This window comes from Streptomyces sp. NBC_00178 (assembly GCF_036206005.1).
Classification (GTDB): Bacteria; Actinomycetota; Actinomycetes; order Streptomycetales; family Streptomycetaceae; genus Streptomyces.
On sequence record NZ_CP108143.1, the window covers coordinates 5,385,673 to 5,399,928 of the forward strand.

A 14,256-nucleotide genomic window follows, 5' to 3' on the forward strand; every position below is an offset into this window, starting at 1 on the left:
GTGTCCCGGGCGGGGCAGTATGGGCGCCCGTGACCGTCATCGACATCCCCGGCTCCAAGTCCGTCACCGCCCGCGCCCTCTTCCTGGCCGCCGCTGCGAACGGCACCACCACCCTCGTCCGGCCGCTCGCCTCGGACGACACCGAGGGGTTCGCCGAGGGCCTGACCCGTCTCGGGTACGGGGTGCGCAAGGAGCCGGACCGGTGGCACATCGAGGGGCGCCCCGCCGGACCCGCCGTCGCGGAGGCGGACGTCCACTGCCGCGACGGGGCCACCACCGCCCGCTTCCTGCCGACGCTCGCCGCCGCGGCCGCCCGCGGCACCTACCGCTTCGACGCCTCGGCGCAGATGCGCCGCCGCCCCCTGGCCCCGCTCACCCGGGCCCTGCGCACCCTGGGCGTCGACCTGCGCCACGAGGGCGCCGAGGGCCACCACCCGCTGACCGTCGAGGCCTCGGGCGTCAAGGGCGGCGAACTCACCCTCGACGCGGGGGAGTCCTCGCAGTACCTCACCGCTCTGCTCATGCTCGGCCCGCTCACCGCCGAGGGACTGCGGATCGACGTCACCGAACTCGTCTCGGCCCCGTACATCGAGATCACCCTCGCGATGATGCGCGGCTTCGGCGTCGAAGTGGTCCGGGAGGGCGACATGTTCACCGTCCCGCCGGGCGGCTACCGCGCCACCACCTACGCCGTCGAGCCGGACGCCTCCACCGCGAGCTACTTCTTCGCCGCCGCGGCCCTCACGGGTCGCGAGGTCACCGTCCCGGGCCTGGGCACGGGCGCGCTCCAGGGCGACGTGCGCTTCACCGACGTCCTGCGGCGCATGGGCGCAGAGGTCCGCACGACCGCCGGGCGGACCACCGTCACGGCGGTCCGCCCCCTCTCCGGGCTCACCGTGAACATGCGTGACATCTCCGACACGATGCCCACGCTCGCCGCGATCGCGCCGTTCGCGACGTCGCCGGTGCGCATCGAGGACGTCGCCAACACACGGGTCAAGGAGTGCGACCGGCTGGAGGCCTGCGCGCAGAACCTGCGGAACATGGGCATCACCGTGCACACCGGGCCCGACTGGATCGAGATCCACCCCGGCACTCCCCGGCCCGCCGAGATCGTCACCCACGGCGACCACCGGATCGTCATGTCCTTCGCGGTCACCGGGCTCCGCACGCCCGGGATCCGCTTCGACGACCCCGGGTGCGTGCGGAAGACGTTCCCCCGATTCCACGAGGAGTTCGCGGCCTTCGTCGCGGGGGGCGCCGACGGGAAATGACGGTGCGCCCCGGTAGGCGGCGGGCTACGGTCACCCGCATGATGGCGCCCGGGGATGTCCTGGCCGTCCTCGCGCTGCTGCGCGGGGCCGGCGCCGACGTGGTGCTCGCCGGGGGCTGGGGCATCGACGCCCTGCTGGGCGAACAGACGCGTGAGCACCGCGATCTCGACCTGCTGCACGACCGGGCGCAGGAGGCCGCGGTCGTGGCCGCGCTGGAGTCCGCCGGCTACACCGAGACGCTGGACCAGCGGCCCGTCCGCTTCGTCCTCAGCCACCCCTCCGGGCCCGAGATCGACCTGCACCCACTGGAGTTCGCCGCCGACGGCTCGGCCGTGCAGGCATCGCCCGACCCCGCGGCGCCCTTCCGCTATCCGGCGGCCTGTTTCGTCACCGGCACCATCGGTCCGGTCACCGTGCGCTGCATCTCCGCCGAGCGGCAGGCGGACTTCCACCAGGGCTACGAACCCGCCGGCCGGGACGTGGCGGACATGGCGCACCTGCGGAGGAAGTTCGGTATCGAGACCGCATTCTGATCACCGCATGCCGCACAATCGAGCCTCGGCCGCGACCGGACACCGGTCCCGGCCCGTCAACGGGAGGCAGGGGCAGGCATGTTCGGGGTGCGCGGAGCGGATGTCCGGCGACGGGGCGGCGGCCGGCGGAGCGCCGCGGCGGCGGGATGCGCGGTGATCGCGCTCGCGGGTGTCACCGGATGCGGCGGCGGCGGTGACGACGGCAAGCCGAAGGCCTCGACGCGTCCCGCGCCCTCCCGCCCGGCGGCCACCGCCCGCGGCCTCACCGAGGCGCAGCTCACCGCCCTCGCCCTCGCCGAGGGGGAGAAGGCCGGCGGCCTCACCGTGTCCGAGTACTCCCAGGGCGGGCCGCTCGGCGACGCCTACACGGCCTCGCCAGCCGTGTGCCGGCCGCTGGTCAGCCTGGCCGGGGACGTGTCCGGCCACACCCCCACCGCACAGGTGCAGCGGAGGGCCGGCACACCCGGCGGGATACTCGGCGTCACCGTCGACGTGACCCTGCGCTCCTACGCCGACGAGGACGCGGCCCAGGTCATGCGGGCGCTCGGCCGGGCGGGACGGGCGTGCGCCGGGGGTTTCACCGAGGAGCGGGCCGTCGCCCGCGCCGCGTACGAGAAGGCCGAACCCGCCGCGCTGCCCTCCTTCGCCGGTGAGGCCGACGAGGCGAAGGCCTTCCGCTTCACCGTCCTCGACGTGAAGGGGAAGCTGAAGCTGTACGAGTACCTCACCGTCCTGCGGTCCGGGTCCACCACGCTCGCCTTCCGGGGCGAGACCCTCGGCACGAAGGACATCGGCCGGATTCCCGAGGACGTCATGGCCGCCCAGTGGAGGAAATTCCGTGCCGGCCGGGCCTGAGGCACACGCCGACGGGGATGCCCTGTCGGTGCGCCCCGCGGATGCGGCAACAATGGGGGCCATGAGCGACAGCCCCGCACCCCTCGCCGACCCGCATCTCGTCTTCGACGCCGTGGACGGCCGCCGGGATCTCGTGATCCTCGGCTCCACCGGGTCCATCGGCACCCAGGCCATCGACCTGGTGCTCCGCAACCCCGGCCGTTTCCGTGTCACCGCGCTCTCCGCGGCGGGCGGCAGGGTCCAGCTCCTCGCCGAGCAGGCCGCACAGCTGCGGGTGCGTACCGTCGCCGTCGCCGACGCGGACAAGGTGCCGGCCCTCCGGGACGCCCTGCGCGAGGCGTACGGGGCGGGGGAGCCGCTGCCCGCGATCCTGGCCGGACCCGACGCCGCGACGGAGCTGGCCGCGAGCACGTGCCACACCGTGCTGAACGGGATCACCGGCTCGATCGGCCTCGCGCCCACGCTCGCCGCCCTGAAGGCCGGCCGCACCCTCGCCCTGGCCAACAAGGAGTCGCTGATCGTCGGCGGTCCCCTGGTGAAGGCGCTCGCGGCCCCGGGCCAGATCATCCCGGTCGACTCCGAGCACGCGGCCCTCTTCCAGGCGATCGCCGCGGGCAAGCGCGCCGACGTGCGCAAGCTCGTCGTGACCGCATCGGGCGGGCCGTTCCGGGGCCGTACGCGCGCCGAGCTGGCCGACGTCACCAGGGAGCAGGCGCTCGCCCACCCGACCTGGGCCATGGGGCCGGTCATCACCGTCAACTCCGCGACCCTGGTCAACAAGGGCCTGGAGGTCATCGAGGCGCACCTCCTCTACGACATCCCGTTCGACCGGATCGAGGTCGTGGTCCACCCCCAGTCGTACGTTCACTCGATGGTGGAGTTCACCGACGGCTCCACGCTCGCCCAGGCCACCCCGCCCGACATGGGGGGTCCCATCGCCATCGGCCTCGGCTGGCCCGAGCGGGTCCCGGACGCCGCTCCCGCCTTCGACTGGACGAAGGCGTCCAGCTGGGAGTTCTTCCCGCTGGACACCGAGGCGTTCCCGTCCGTCGGCCTCGCCCGGCACGTCGGCACCCTCGGCGGCACCGCCCCCGCCGTGTTCAACGCGGCCAACGAGGAGTGCGTGGACGCGTTCCTGGCGGGACGGCTGCCCTTCAACGGCATCATGGATACGGTCACAGCGGTGGTGGCCGAACACGGCACACCCGCCACGGGAACTTCGCTGACGGTCGCGGACGTCCTCGAAGCGGAGACCTGGGCCCGTGCCCGGGCCCGCGAACTCTCGGCGGCAGCGACAGCGGAGGCGCACGTATGAGTACGACGACGATCCTGATGACGGTCCTGGGGATCGCCATCTTCGCCGTGGGGCTGCTGTTCTCGATCGCCTGGCACGAACTCGGCCACCTCTCGACGGCCAAGCTCTTCGGCATCAGGGTCCCGCAGTACATGGTCGGCTTCGGCCCGACGGTCTGGTCGCGGAAGAAGGGCGACACCGAGTACGGCATCAAGGCGATCCCCGCGGGCGGCTACATCCGCATGATCGGCATGTTCCCGCCGGGCGCCGACGGACGGCTGGAGGCGCGCTCCACCTCCCCGTGGCGCGGGATGATCGAGGACGCCAGGTCCGCCGCCTTCGAGGAGCTCCAGCCGGGCGACGAGTCCCGCCTCTTCTACACGCGCAAGCCGTGGAAGCGCGTGATCGTGATGTTCGCCGGGCCCTTCATGAACCTGGTCCTGGCCGTCGTGATCTTCATGGGCGTCGCGATGACCTTCGGATTCCAGACGCAGACCACCGAGGTCGCCGGCGTCCAGCAGTGCGTGATCGCGCAGAGCGAGAACCGCGACACCTGCAAGGCCTCCGACCCGGTCTCGCCGGCCAAGGCCGCGGGCCTGAAGGAGGGCGACAAGATCGTCGCCTTCGACGGGCAGAGGATCGACGACTGGGCCACGCTCTCGGACCGGATCCGCGAGACCACCGGCCCCGCCACCATCACCGTGCAGCGTGACGGCCGCGAACAGACCCTGAACGCGGTGCTGCGGAAGAACGCCGTCGCCAAGAAGGACGCCGACGGCGAGGTGGTCCCCGACCAGTACGTCACCGCCGGCTACCTCGGCTTCGCCGCGAACACGGAGATCCTGCCGCTCTCCTTCGGCGACTCGGTCGTCCGCATGGGCGACATGATCGAGAACGGCGTCGATTCGATCATCGCGCTGCCCACGAAGATCCCCGACCTGTGGAACGCGGCCTTCAGCGACGGCGAGCGCGCCGACGACTCGCCGGTCGGCGTGGTCGGCGCGGCCAGGATCGGCGGCGAGGTGATGAACCTCGACGTCCCGGCGCAGAACCAGATCGCGATGATGCTGTTCCTGCTGGCCGGCTTCAACCTCTCGCTGTTCCTGTTCAACATGCTGCCGCTGCTCCCGCTGGACGGCGGGCACATCGCGGGCGCGCTCTGGGAGGCCCTGCGGCGCAACGTGGCCAAGGTCTTCAAGCGCCCCGACCCCGGCCCGTTCGACGTGGCGAAGCTCATGCCGGTCGCCTACGTGGTCGCGGGCATCTTCATCTGCTTCACGCTGCTGGTGCTGGTCGCCGACATCGTGAACCCGGTGAAGATCACCTGACGCCTCACACGCCCCACAGGTGGCGGCCGGTCGCACAGGTGGTGTCCGGCCGCACACCGAAGGGCGGGCTTGACGACGGGATGCACCCCGTTCCCCTCCGGTGCCGTAACCTCGAAGCCCGGAGCCCGCTGTTCTCGGGACCTCGATCCACACTGATCCACACCTTGGGGATGCTCAGCGCATGACTGCGATTTCTCTCGGAATGCCGGCCGTTCCGACCAAGCTCGCCGACCGACGGGTCAGCCGACAGATCCAGGTCGGGTCGGTGGCGGTCGGTGGGGACGCACCTGTGTCGGTGCAGTCGATGACGACGACGCGGACGTCGGACATCGGTGCGACGTTGCAGCAGATCGCGGAGCTGACGGCTTCGGGGTGTCAGATCGTGCGGGTGGCGTGTCCGACGCAGGATGACGCGGACGCGTTGGCGACGATCGCGAGGAAGTCGCAGATCCCGGTGATCGCGGACATTCATTTCCAGCCGAAGTACGTGTTCGCGGCGATCGACGCGGGGTGTGCGGCGGTGCGGGTGAATCCGGGGAACATCAAGCAGTTCGACGACAAGGTGAAGGAGATCGCGAAGGCCGCGGGCGATGCGGGCACCCCGATCCGGATCGGTGTGAACGCCGGCTCGCTGGACGCGCGACTCCTGAAGAAGTACGGGAAGGCGACGCCGGAGGCTCTGGTGGAGTCGGCCCTCTGGGAGGCGTCGCTGTTCGAGGAGCACGGGTTCCGGGACATCAAGATCTCGGTGAAGCACAACGACCCGGTCGTGATGGTGAACGCCTACCGTCAGCTGGCCGCGCAGTCGGACTATCCCCTCCACCTGGGCGTGACCGAGGCGGGTCCCGCGTTCCAGGGGACGATCAAGTCGGCGGTGGCGTTCGGTGCGCTGCTCTCCGAGGGGATCGGGGACACGATCCGTGTGTCGCTGTCGGCTCCTCCGGCGGAGGAGGTCAAGGTCGGTCTGCAGATCCTGGAGGCGCTGAACCTGAAGCAGCGGCGCCTGGAGATCGTGTCCTGCCCGTCGTGCGGGCGGGCGCAGGTGGACGTGTACAAGCTGGCGGACCAGGTGAGTGCGGGCCTTGAGGGTATGGAGGTCCCGCTGCGGGTCGCGGTGATGGGCTGTGTGGTGAACGGTCCGGGTGAGGCGCGTGAGGCCGATCTGGGTGTGGCGTCCGGGAACGGCAAGGGTCAGATCTTCGTGAAGGGCGAGGTCATCAAGACCGTCCCGGAGTCGAAGATCGTGGAGACCCTGATCGAGGAGGCCATGAAGATCGCGGAGCAGATGGAGAAGGACGGCATCGCCTCGGGCGAGCCCCAGGTCTCCATCGCCGGCTGACCCCCCCCGAACGCGTTCCGCCGTGCCCCGCAGGCCGTGTCCTGCGGGGCACGGCCGTGTCCCCGTGCTATCGGTTCCCGAACCCGCGGGGGGCACCGCACAGCCTTCTTGGGTACAGTGCGGACATCAGCAGACCGTTTGGTGAGGCCCCAGTGTTGACGCAGACCACTACCCGGGTCCTCGACCCCGGCGAGCTTCCCGCCGCGCTCGCCATCCTCGAGAGCGAACCCGTGGACAACGCGTTCGTGGCCGCCCGCGTCCAGATCGCCGGCCTCGACCCCTGGCGCCTCGGCGGCGAGATGTGGGGCTGGTACGCCGACGGACGCCTCCGCTCGCTCTGCTACTCCGGCGCCAACCTCGTGCCCATCTGCGCCACCCCCGAGGCCATCAGGGCCTTCGCGGACCGCGCCCGCAGAGCCGGCCGCCGCTGCTCCTCCATCGTCGGCCCCGCGGGCCCCACCACCCAGCTGTGGCGTCTGCTCGAACCGAGCTGGGGTCCCGCCCGCGAGGTCCGGCCCCACCAGCCGCTCATGGTCACCGAGAGCCCCTCCGCACAGATCGCCCCCGACCCCCTCGTACGCAGGGTCCGCAGGGACGAGATCGACATCCTCATGCCGGCCTGCGTGGCCATGTTCACCGAGGAGGTCGGTGTCTCCCCGCTCGCGGGCGACGGCGGACTCCTCTACCAGGCGCGCGTCGCGGAGCTGATCACCACCGGCCGGTCCTTCGCGCGCATAGAGGACGGCCGGGTCCTGTTCAAGGCGGAGATCGGCGCCGCCACCTCGCGCGCCTGCCAGATCCAGGGCGTCTGGGTGGCCCCCGAGGCCCGGGGCCAAGGGCTCTCCGAGACCGGCATGGCCGCCGTCCTGCGCCACGCGCTCAGCGACGTGGCACCGATCGTGAGCCTGTACGTGAACGACTACAACACCCCCGCCCGCAGGGCCTACAGCCGCGTCGGCTTCCGCGAGACGGGCGCGTTCATGAGCGTGCTGTTCTGACCCGGCCACCCGGACAGTAGGGTTCCCGCATGGCAGCAGCAACACCCGCGTCCCCCGGGGACATCGGGAGCCCCGACATCATGGTCGGACCGCTCGACCTCGCCGCCCGCGTCGACGAGGCGCTCGCCGTGCAGGCGCTCGCCTTCGGCCTCGGCCAGGACGAGATCGACGTACGCCGCCACATCGTGCTCCGGCACCTCGAACATCCGCAGGCGCGCGCACTCGGCGCCACCACCGCGGACGGACGGCTCGTCGGGTTCGTCTACGGGCTGCCGAACCACCGGACGCACTGGTGGTCCACCGTCGTCGAGCCGTACCTGCGCGCCACCGGAACCGACGACTGGCTCGACGACTCGTTCGTGATCACCGAACTGCACGTCCACCCGGGTTTCCAGCAGCGCGGCATCGGACGTGAGCTCATCACCACCATCACCGACGCCGTCGGCCTGCCGCGCTCCATCCTCTCGGCGATCGACACCGAGAGCCCCGCCCGGGGCCTCTACCGGGCCCTGGGATACCAGGACCTGGCCCGGCAGGTGCTCTTCCCGAGCGCACCCAAGCCCTACGCGGTGATGGGCGCGCCCCTGCCGCTGCGCCGCGGCTGAGGAATCGATTTCCGCCCGCGCGGGCCGCCCGGCTAACCTCGGGCTCACCACCCTTGCGAGCAGGAGTTCATCATGGCCCAGGTCCAGCGCATGTCCCGATTGATGATCAAGACACTGCGCGACGACCCGGCGGACGCCGAGACGCTCAACCACAAGCTCCTCGTCCGCGCCGGATACGTGCGCCGCACCGCGGCCGGCATCTGGTCCTGGCTGCCCCTCGGCAAGAAGGTCCTGGAGAACATCACCCGCGTCGTGCGCGAGGAGATGGACGCCATCGGCGGCCAGGAGGTGCTGCTCCCCGCCCTGCTGCCCAAGGAGGCGTACGAGGCGAGCGGCCGCTACGACGAGTACGGCGACCTGCTCTTCCGGCTCCAGGACCGCAAGGGCGCCGACTACCTCCTCGGCCCGACCCACGAGGAGGTCTTCACCCAGATCGTGAAGGACATGTGCTCGTCCTACAAGGACCTGCCCGTGATCCTCTACCAGATCCAGACCAAGTACCGCGACGAGGCCCGCCCCCGCGCCGGTGTGCTGCGCGGCCGCGAGTTCCAGATGAAGGACTCGTACTCCTTCGACACCACCGACGAGGGACTCGCCGAGGCGTACCAGCTCCACCGCGCCGCCTACATCCGCATCTTCGAGCGCCTGGGCCTCGACCACCGCGTCGTGTCCGCGGTCTCCGGTGCCATGGGCGGCTCGGCGTCCGAGGAGTTCCTGGCGCCCGCGCCGGCCGGCGAGGACACCTTCGTCGACTGCCCCCACTGCGACTATGCCGCCAACACCGAGGCCGTGACGTACAAGGTCACGACCGTCGCCGACGCCTCGGCGACCGGCGCCGTCGAGGAGCTGGACACCCCCGACACCCCGACCATCGAGACCCTCGCTGCCCACCTCGGGGTGGATGCCTCCGCCACCCTGAAGAACCTGCTGGTCAAGGTCGACGGCGAGATCGTGGCCGTGGGCGTGCCCGGCGACCGCGAGGTCGACCTGGGCAAGCTCGGCGAGCACCTCGCCCCCGCCGTCGTCGAGCTCGTCACCGCCGAGGACTTCGTGGGCCGCCCCGACCTCGTGCGCGGCTACGTCGGCCCGCAGGGCCTGGAGAAGGTCCGCTACATCGCCGACCCCCGCGTCGCCGCCGGCACCGCCTGGATCACGGGCGCCAACAAGGAGGGCGTGCACGCGAAGAACGTCGTCGCGGGCCGCGACTTCGAGGTCGACGACTACCTCGACGTCGTCGTCGTCGAGGCGGGCGACCCCTGCCCCAAGTGCGGCACCGGCCTCCAGGTGGACCGCGCCATCGAGATCGGCCACATCTTCCAGCTCGGCCGCAAGTACGCCGACATCTTCTCCCTCGACGTGCTCGGCCAGCAGGGCAAGCCGGTCCGCGTCACGATGGGCTCGTACGGCATCGGGGTCTCCCGCGCCGTGGCCGCCCTCGCCGAGCAGACCGCCGACGACAAGGGCCTGTGCTGGCCCCGTGAGGTCGCCCCGGCCGACGTGCACGTCGTCGCCGCCGGCAAGGCGCTCCAGACCGAGCTGGCCCTGGAGGTCTCCGAGAAGCTGAGCGCCGCGGGCCTGCGGGTCCTGGTCGACGACCGCGCGGGTGTCTCGCCCGGCGTGAAGTTCACCGACTCCGAGCTGATCGGTGTCCCGAAGATCCTCGTCGCGGGCCGCCGTTCGGCGGAGGGCGTCCTGGAGCTGAAGGACCGCCGCACCGGGGAGCGCGAGGAGCTCACCGTCGACGAGGCGATCGCCCGGCTGACCGACCAGGGCTGAACCGGGCCGGCAGGACGGCAAGGAAGGGCCCCGCGCACCGCGCGGGGCCCTTCCCGCACGCCTACAGCCAGCCGGCGAACTCCAGCGCCAGCTCGCCGTCCTGCCGCCGGCCCACCGTCAGCGACCGGGTGCCGGACTCGACCGCCCGGAACAGCGTCCAGCCGCGCAGCCGGTCCTGGTCCACCTCCAGCGAGTCGGCGAGCCGCTTGACCCGTCGTCGGGCCGTGACCGCGCCGCCCGGGGACGCGATCAAATCCTCGACCCGGTCGCGCGCCAGCCGCGCCAGGTCGTAGGCGCGCTCGCCGGTCAGCGGTTCCGGGCCGACCGCCAGCCAGGGCGCGCGCTCGGCGGAGAGGACCTTGCTCTGCCGGAAGTTGCCGTGCAGCAGGAGGAGTTCGGGCGGCTCCGCGACCAGCTCGTCACGCGCGGCGAGCGCGGCCGAGACGAGCGGGCCGAGCTCCGGCTCCCGTTCGGCGGCGGCCCTCATCTGCGCCGTCTGCCGGGCGGTGCGCCCGGTGACCGACTCGAAGGCGTGGCCGGCCGGGGGGTCGACCCACAGCCGCCGTACCGTGCCCGCCGCCTCCAGCAGGGCCTTCGCCTCGGGGAGCGAACGCAGCGACACCTCGTGGTGGAGCCGCTCCAGCAGCAGGGCGTCCTCCGGGACCCCGGCGTCCGCGCCGGTCAGGAGCTCGACGGCGCCCCAGCCGTTCCAGTGCGCGAGAGCGGCCCGCTCGAGTGCGGGCGCGGCACCTGGGGGCGCCACCTTCAAGGCGGCGGGCGTTCCGTCCTCCCGGTTCACCAGGAGGACGAGACTGCTGCGCCCCCCCGGTGCGACGACCCGGTCCGGGGTGACCCGGTGCCCCGCTGCGGACATCGCTTCGCCGGCGAGTGCGGGGAGCCGGCCGAGCCACTCGGCGGCGGCCGTGTCCCCGTACGTCTCGCCGAGCGCTCGCACCAGACGCGGCGGCGGTTCGAAACCCATACGTGCCTTGTTCCCTTTCAGAGCCTGCTCAGTGCGTGACACCCGTGGAGCCCGCCTCCGCCGTGGTGTCCGGGGAGTCGGCCTTCTCCGCGAGCCCAGGAAAGGCTACGCCGGACCCGCGCCAGCGCACCGCGCGCACCGCGGCCTCCCGGAGCGCGCCCGCCGCGTCCTGCCGCAGGGGCCCCCGGGCGGCCCGTACGAGGTCGGAGTACACGCCCGCGACCCGCTCCTCCAGCACGGCCGCGAGCCGCATCGCGGAGGCCGGGTCCCGGACCGCGAACGGCAGGGCGTACGCGGCGTCCGCCGCCACCGGTGTGCCGCCGAGGTCACGCACGGTCCGGGCGAGGGTGTCACGCCGGGCGCGGTGGGCGTCGACGGCCGCCGTCGCGTCGTCGCGGCGGGCACCGTCCAGCCTGCCGCCCAGCGCCCCGTACCCGTACACCGCGGCGTGCTCGGCGGCGAGTGCCGCCTGCGCGGCGGTCAGCGGTTCATCGCCGCCGGTGCCGGCGGCCTCCTGTGTCATGCCGGGGTCTCCTTGGCCAGCTCGGTCAGCAGATACGCGTGGGCGGCGCCGGCCGCGGCGATCGAGGCCAGCAGCCTGGCCAGTTCGGAATCGGCCTCCAGGAGGGCCGCGGCGCGTTCGTCGGCCACCCGCCGCTCCTGGGCGGCCAGCTCTCGCAGCGCCGCCTTCGCGTCGGTGGGGGGAGCGGGCGGGGCGGCGGCCGGCGGATCGCCCTCCGGCGGCCCGCCGAGTGCGGCCAGGTGCGCTCCCACCGCGGCCCTCAGGGGTGCGAGTCCGGCCTCCGTCAGGGGGTGCGCGGCGGAGACCCGGTCATAGCGGGCGAGCAGCGAGACCCCGGCGCGGGCGGCCGTGCTCCGCAGCGTGCCCCGTGCCCGGAGCGAGGCCGCCTCGGCCCGCGCGCGGGCGTTCCGCGGCTCGTCGGGCCCGCTCCCGCACCCTGTCAGCACCGCCCCCAGGGCGAAGGCCCCCGTAGCGGTGAGCGCCCCCCTGCGCGTCGTCCCCGTCCGGTGCACTTGTCTCCTTCGGCCTGGTTTCTGACAGTTTCTGACCTGAAGTGATCACCGGGGGTGAGCGTACCCGCGGCGGGGCGGGAGGCGGACGGCAACACCCCTGCGGACCGGATACCCTTTGATCCGACACGCGACGATCCACACAACAGCACACGCGGCCGAGGAGTCACCCGGATGAGCACCACCCAGAGCGACAGGCTGCGCGAACTGCTGGAGCCCCTCGTGGAAGCCCAGGAACTGGACCTCGAGGAGATCGAGCTGTCCCGGGCGGGCCGCCGCCAGGTGCTGCGGGTGATCGTGGACTCCGAGGACGGCGTGGAGCTCGACACCTGTGCGGAGCTCAGCCGGACCATCTCCACGACGCTGGACGAGACCGACGTGATGGGAGAGGGCGAGTACGTCCTCGAGGTGAGCTCTCCGGGCGCCGACCGCCCGTTGACCGAGCACCGCCACTACGTCCGCGCCACCGGCCGGCTCGCGAGACTCACCCTGGGCGACGGCGGCGAGCTGGTGGCCCGCATCCTCGGGGTGGACGACGAGGGACTCGATCTCGAAGTGCCGGGCGTCAAGGGCCGCAAGCCCACGGCGCGCCGTGTCGCCTTCGACGAGATCGCCAGGGCGCGCGTGGAGATCGAATTCAACCGCAAGGACAAGAAGGAAGAGGAGGCGTAGCCGTGGACATCGATGTGAAGCTTCTGAAGGGCTTGGCGCAGGACAAGGAGATCCCCTTCGACGTGCTCGTCGGGGCGATCGAGTCGGCCCTCCTCATCGCGTACCACCGCACCGAGGGCAGTCACCGCCGCGCGCGCGTCGAGCTGGACGCCAACGGCCACGTCACGGTGTGGGCGAAGGACGACCCGGCCGAGCTCGAGGAGGGCCAGGAGCCCAAGGAGTTCGACGACACCCCGTCCGGCTTCGGCCGCATCGCCGCGACGACGGCCAAGCAGGTCATCCTGCAGCGGCTGCGCGACGCCGAGGACGACCGCACCTTCGGCGAGTACGCCGGCCACGAGGGCGACGTCGTGACGGGCCTGGTCCAGCAGGGCAAGGACCCGAAGAACGTCCTGGTCGACATCGGCAAGCTGGAGGCGATCCTGCCGGTCCAGGAGCAGGTGCCCGGCGAGGAGTACACCCACGGCCTGCGGCTGCGCACCTACGTCGTCCGGGTCGCCAAGGGCGTGCGCGGTCCCTCCGTCACCCTCTCGCGCACCCACCCGAACCTCGTGAAGAAGCTCTTCGCGCTGGAGGTCCCGGAGATCGCGGACGGCTCCGTGGTCATCGAGGCCATCGCCCGCGAGGCGGGACACCGCACCAAGATCGCGGTCCGTTCGACGCGTGCCGGTCTCAACCCCAAGGGTGCCTGCATCGGCCCGATGGGCAGCCGCGTGCGCAACGTCATGGCCGAGCTGCACGGCGAGAAGATCGACATCGTCGACTGGTCGGACGACCCGGCGGAGATGGTCGCCAACGCGCTGTCACCCGCGCGGGTGAGCATGGTCGAGGTCGTGGACCTCGGGGCGCGCTCCGCCCGGGTGACCGTGCCGGACTACCAGCTGTCGCTCGCGATCGGCAAGGAGGGCCAGAACGCCCGCCTGGCCGCCCGGCTCACGGGCTGGCGCATCGACATCCGCCCGGACACCGAGACGGACGCCGAGCGCGACGTCGCCGACCGCGAGCGGGCCGAGCGTGCCCGGGAGCGGTCCGAGCGAGGCTGATCACCGGGCGCCCCGCGAGCCGCCCCGGTGGCGGCCGGGCAGGCGCCCGAAGGAACAGATCCCGGCGGTGCGCCGCCGAGATCACGACAACATCCGTTCGATTCTTGCCCCGAAGGGGTGAGGTCGGTGCGGGGAGGTAGACTTAGCCGTGTCTGGCCGGACGCATGCCCGCGCTTGCCCCGAGCGAACCTGTGTGGGATGCCGGGAGCGGGCGGCCAAGAGCGAGCTGCTGCGCATCGTGGTGGGCGAGGGAGAAGTGGTCCCTGATCCACGCGGTACGCTGCCCGGCCGGGGTGCGTATGTACACCCCGTCCCCGTCTGTCTCGACCTGGCGGTCCGCCGCCGGGCATTCCCCCGGGCCTTCAAGGCCGAGGGGCCGTTCGACACCGCGGCACTGCGGCGGTTCGTCGAGCGGGTGACACCGTAGGAAAGTGAACGGCACGGGTCCCCGTGCGGTCAGGTACCTCGCGAGTTGGAAGTAGGTCGAGATTGCGATGAGCACTCGATGAGTACGCGATGAGTACG

15 protein-coding genes are annotated in these 14,256 nt (G+C 72.1%); 12 read left to right on the plus strand and 3 right to left on the minus strand.

Going from position 1 to position 14,256, the window contains the following annotated elements:
* Nucleotides 1-29 precede the first annotated feature (29 nt).
* The 9 genes from aroA to OHT61_RS23790 all read left to right on the plus strand — a co-directional run bounded on the left by aroA (nt 30) and on the right by OHT61_RS23790 (nt 10,002).
* Complete coding sequence (gene aroA, locus OHT61_RS23750) at nt 30-1,274, plus strand: 3-phosphoshikimate 1-carboxyvinyltransferase (protein WP_329040990.1); 1,245 nt, start codon at nt 30-32, stop codon at nt 1,272-1,274.
* A 38-nt stretch (nt 1,275-1,312) separates the two neighbouring features.
* On the plus strand, nt 1,313-1,807 hold the full coding sequence (locus tag OHT61_RS23755; RefSeq protein WP_329040992.1) for a nucleotidyltransferase domain-containing protein: 495 nt from the start codon (nt 1,313-1,315) through the stop codon (nt 1,805-1,807).
* 153 nt (nt 1,808-1,960) lie between these two features.
* Nucleotides 1,961-2,662: a hypothetical protein gene (locus tag OHT61_RS23760; RefSeq protein ID WP_329040993.1), complete on the plus strand. Its 702-nt coding sequence runs from the start codon at nt 1,961-1,963 to the stop codon at nt 2,660-2,662.
* Between the two features lie 52 nt (nt 2,663-2,714).
* The gene (gene dxr, locus OHT61_RS23765) at nt 2,715-3,977 is read left to right on the plus strand and encodes a 1-deoxy-D-xylulose-5-phosphate reductoisomerase (protein WP_329040995.1); all 1,263 of its coding nucleotides are present in this window, start codon (nt 2,715-2,717) and stop codon (nt 3,975-3,977) included.
* A complete protein-coding gene (locus OHT61_RS23770) occupies nt 3,974-5,284 on the plus strand; it encodes a M50 family metallopeptidase (RefSeq protein WP_329040997.1) in 1,311 nt (436 codons plus the stop codon). The genes dxr and OHT61_RS23770 overlap by 4 nt, the downstream gene beginning before the upstream one ends.
* Before the next feature lie 181 nt (nt 5,285-5,465).
* Nucleotides 5,466-6,623, plus strand: coding sequence for a flavodoxin-dependent (E)-4-hydroxy-3-methylbut-2-enyl-diphosphate synthase (ispG, locus tag OHT61_RS23775; protein WP_129265737.1), 1,158 nt, complete (start codon nt 5,466-5,468; stop codon nt 6,621-6,623).
* 152 nt (nt 6,624-6,775) lie between these two features.
* The gene (locus tag OHT61_RS23780; protein ID WP_329041000.1) at nt 6,776-7,621 is read left to right on the plus strand and encodes a GNAT family N-acetyltransferase; all 846 of its coding nucleotides are present in this window, start codon (nt 6,776-6,778) and stop codon (nt 7,619-7,621) included.
* Nucleotides 7,622-7,650: 29 nt separating this feature from the next.
* Nucleotides 7,651-8,226, plus strand: a complete 576-nt coding sequence (locus OHT61_RS23785) for a GNAT family N-acetyltransferase (protein WP_329041001.1) — start codon at nt 7,651-7,653, stop codon at nt 8,224-8,226.
* A 72-nt stretch (nt 8,227-8,298) separates the two neighbouring features.
* Nucleotides 8,299-10,002 carry a proline--tRNA ligase gene (locus tag OHT61_RS23790; RefSeq protein WP_329041002.1) on the plus strand — a complete coding sequence of 568 codons (1,704 nt, stop codon included), beginning with the start codon at nt 8,299-8,301 and terminating at the stop codon, nt 10,000-10,002.
* A gap of 61 nt (nt 10,003-10,063) precedes the next feature.
* Here the strand turns inward: OHT61_RS23790 and OHT61_RS23795 are convergent, their stop codons facing one another.
* The 3 genes from OHT61_RS23795 to OHT61_RS23805 are packed head-to-tail and all read right to left on the minus strand — an operon-like array spanning nt 10,064 to nt 12,019.
* Nucleotides 10,064-10,984 (minus strand): aminoglycoside phosphotransferase family protein, encoded by a 921-nt coding sequence (locus tag OHT61_RS23795; RefSeq protein WP_329041003.1) that lies wholly within the window; start codon nt 10,982-10,984, stop codon nt 10,064-10,066.
* A 28-nt stretch (nt 10,985-11,012) separates the two neighbouring features.
* Nucleotides 11,013-11,507: a ferritin-like domain-containing protein gene (locus OHT61_RS23800; RefSeq protein WP_329041005.1), complete on the minus strand. Its 495-nt coding sequence runs from the start codon at nt 11,505-11,507 to the stop codon at nt 11,013-11,015.
* The gene (locus tag OHT61_RS23805) at nt 11,504-12,019 is read right to left on the minus strand and encodes a hypothetical protein (RefSeq protein WP_329041006.1); all 516 of its coding nucleotides are present in this window, start codon (nt 12,017-12,019) and stop codon (nt 11,504-11,506) included. The genes OHT61_RS23800 and OHT61_RS23805 overlap by 4 nt, the downstream gene beginning before the upstream one ends.
* A gap of 171 nt (nt 12,020-12,190) precedes the next feature.
* Between OHT61_RS23805 and rimP the strand changes: the two genes are divergently transcribed.
* From rimP to OHT61_RS23820, 3 genes are all read left to right on the plus strand, one after another.
* Nucleotides 12,191-12,688, plus strand: coding sequence for a ribosome maturation factor RimP (rimP, locus tag OHT61_RS23810; protein WP_329041008.1), 498 nt, complete (start codon nt 12,191-12,193; stop codon nt 12,686-12,688).
* A 2-nt stretch (nt 12,689-12,690) separates the two neighbouring features.
* Nucleotides 12,691-13,731: a transcription termination factor NusA gene (gene nusA, locus OHT61_RS23815; RefSeq protein ID WP_327113928.1), complete on the plus strand. Its 1,041-nt coding sequence runs from the start codon at nt 12,691-12,693 to the stop codon at nt 13,729-13,731.
* Nucleotides 13,732-13,879: 148 nt separating this feature from the next.
* Nucleotides 13,880-14,158 carry a YlxR family protein gene (locus tag OHT61_RS23820; protein ID WP_329041010.1) on the plus strand — a complete coding sequence of 93 codons (279 nt, stop codon included), beginning with the start codon at nt 13,880-13,882 and terminating at the stop codon, nt 14,156-14,158.
* The last annotated feature ends 98 nt before the right edge of the window (nt 14,159-14,256 follow it).

What these genes read in the sequence shown, in the direction of transcription:
- dxr (WP_329040995.1), top strand. Translation starts at nt 2,715, where the DNA reads ATGGGGGCCATGAGCGACAGCCCCGCACCCCTCGCCGACCCGCATCTC.
- OHT61_RS23785 (WP_329041001.1), top strand. Translation starts at nt 7,651, where the DNA reads ATGGCAGCAGCAACACCCGCGTCCCCCGGGGACATCGGGAGCCCCGAC.
- OHT61_RS23800 (WP_329041005.1), bottom strand. Translation starts at nt 11,507, where the DNA reads ATGACACAGGAGGCCGCCGGCACCGGCGGCGATGAACCGCTGACCGCC.
- ispG (WP_129265737.1), top strand. Translation starts at nt 5,466, where the DNA reads ATGACTGCGATTTCTCTCGGAATGCCGGCCGTTCCGACCAAGCTCGCC.
- OHT61_RS23795 (WP_329041003.1), bottom strand. Translation starts at nt 10,984, where the DNA reads ATGGGTTTCGAACCGCCGCCGCGTCTGGTGCGAGCGCTCGGCGAGACG.
- OHT61_RS23790 (WP_329041002.1), top strand. Translation starts at nt 8,299, where the DNA reads ATGGCCCAGGTCCAGCGCATGTCCCGATTGATGATCAAGACACTGCGC.
- rimP (WP_329041008.1), top strand. Translation starts at nt 12,191, where the DNA reads ATGAGCACCACCCAGAGCGACAGGCTGCGCGAACTGCTGGAGCCCCTC.
- OHT61_RS23755 (WP_329040992.1), top strand. Translation starts at nt 1,313, where the DNA reads ATGATGGCGCCCGGGGATGTCCTGGCCGTCCTCGCGCTGCTGCGCGGG.
- OHT61_RS23770 (WP_329040997.1), top strand. Translation starts at nt 3,974, where the DNA reads ATGAGTACGACGACGATCCTGATGACGGTCCTGGGGATCGCCATCTTC.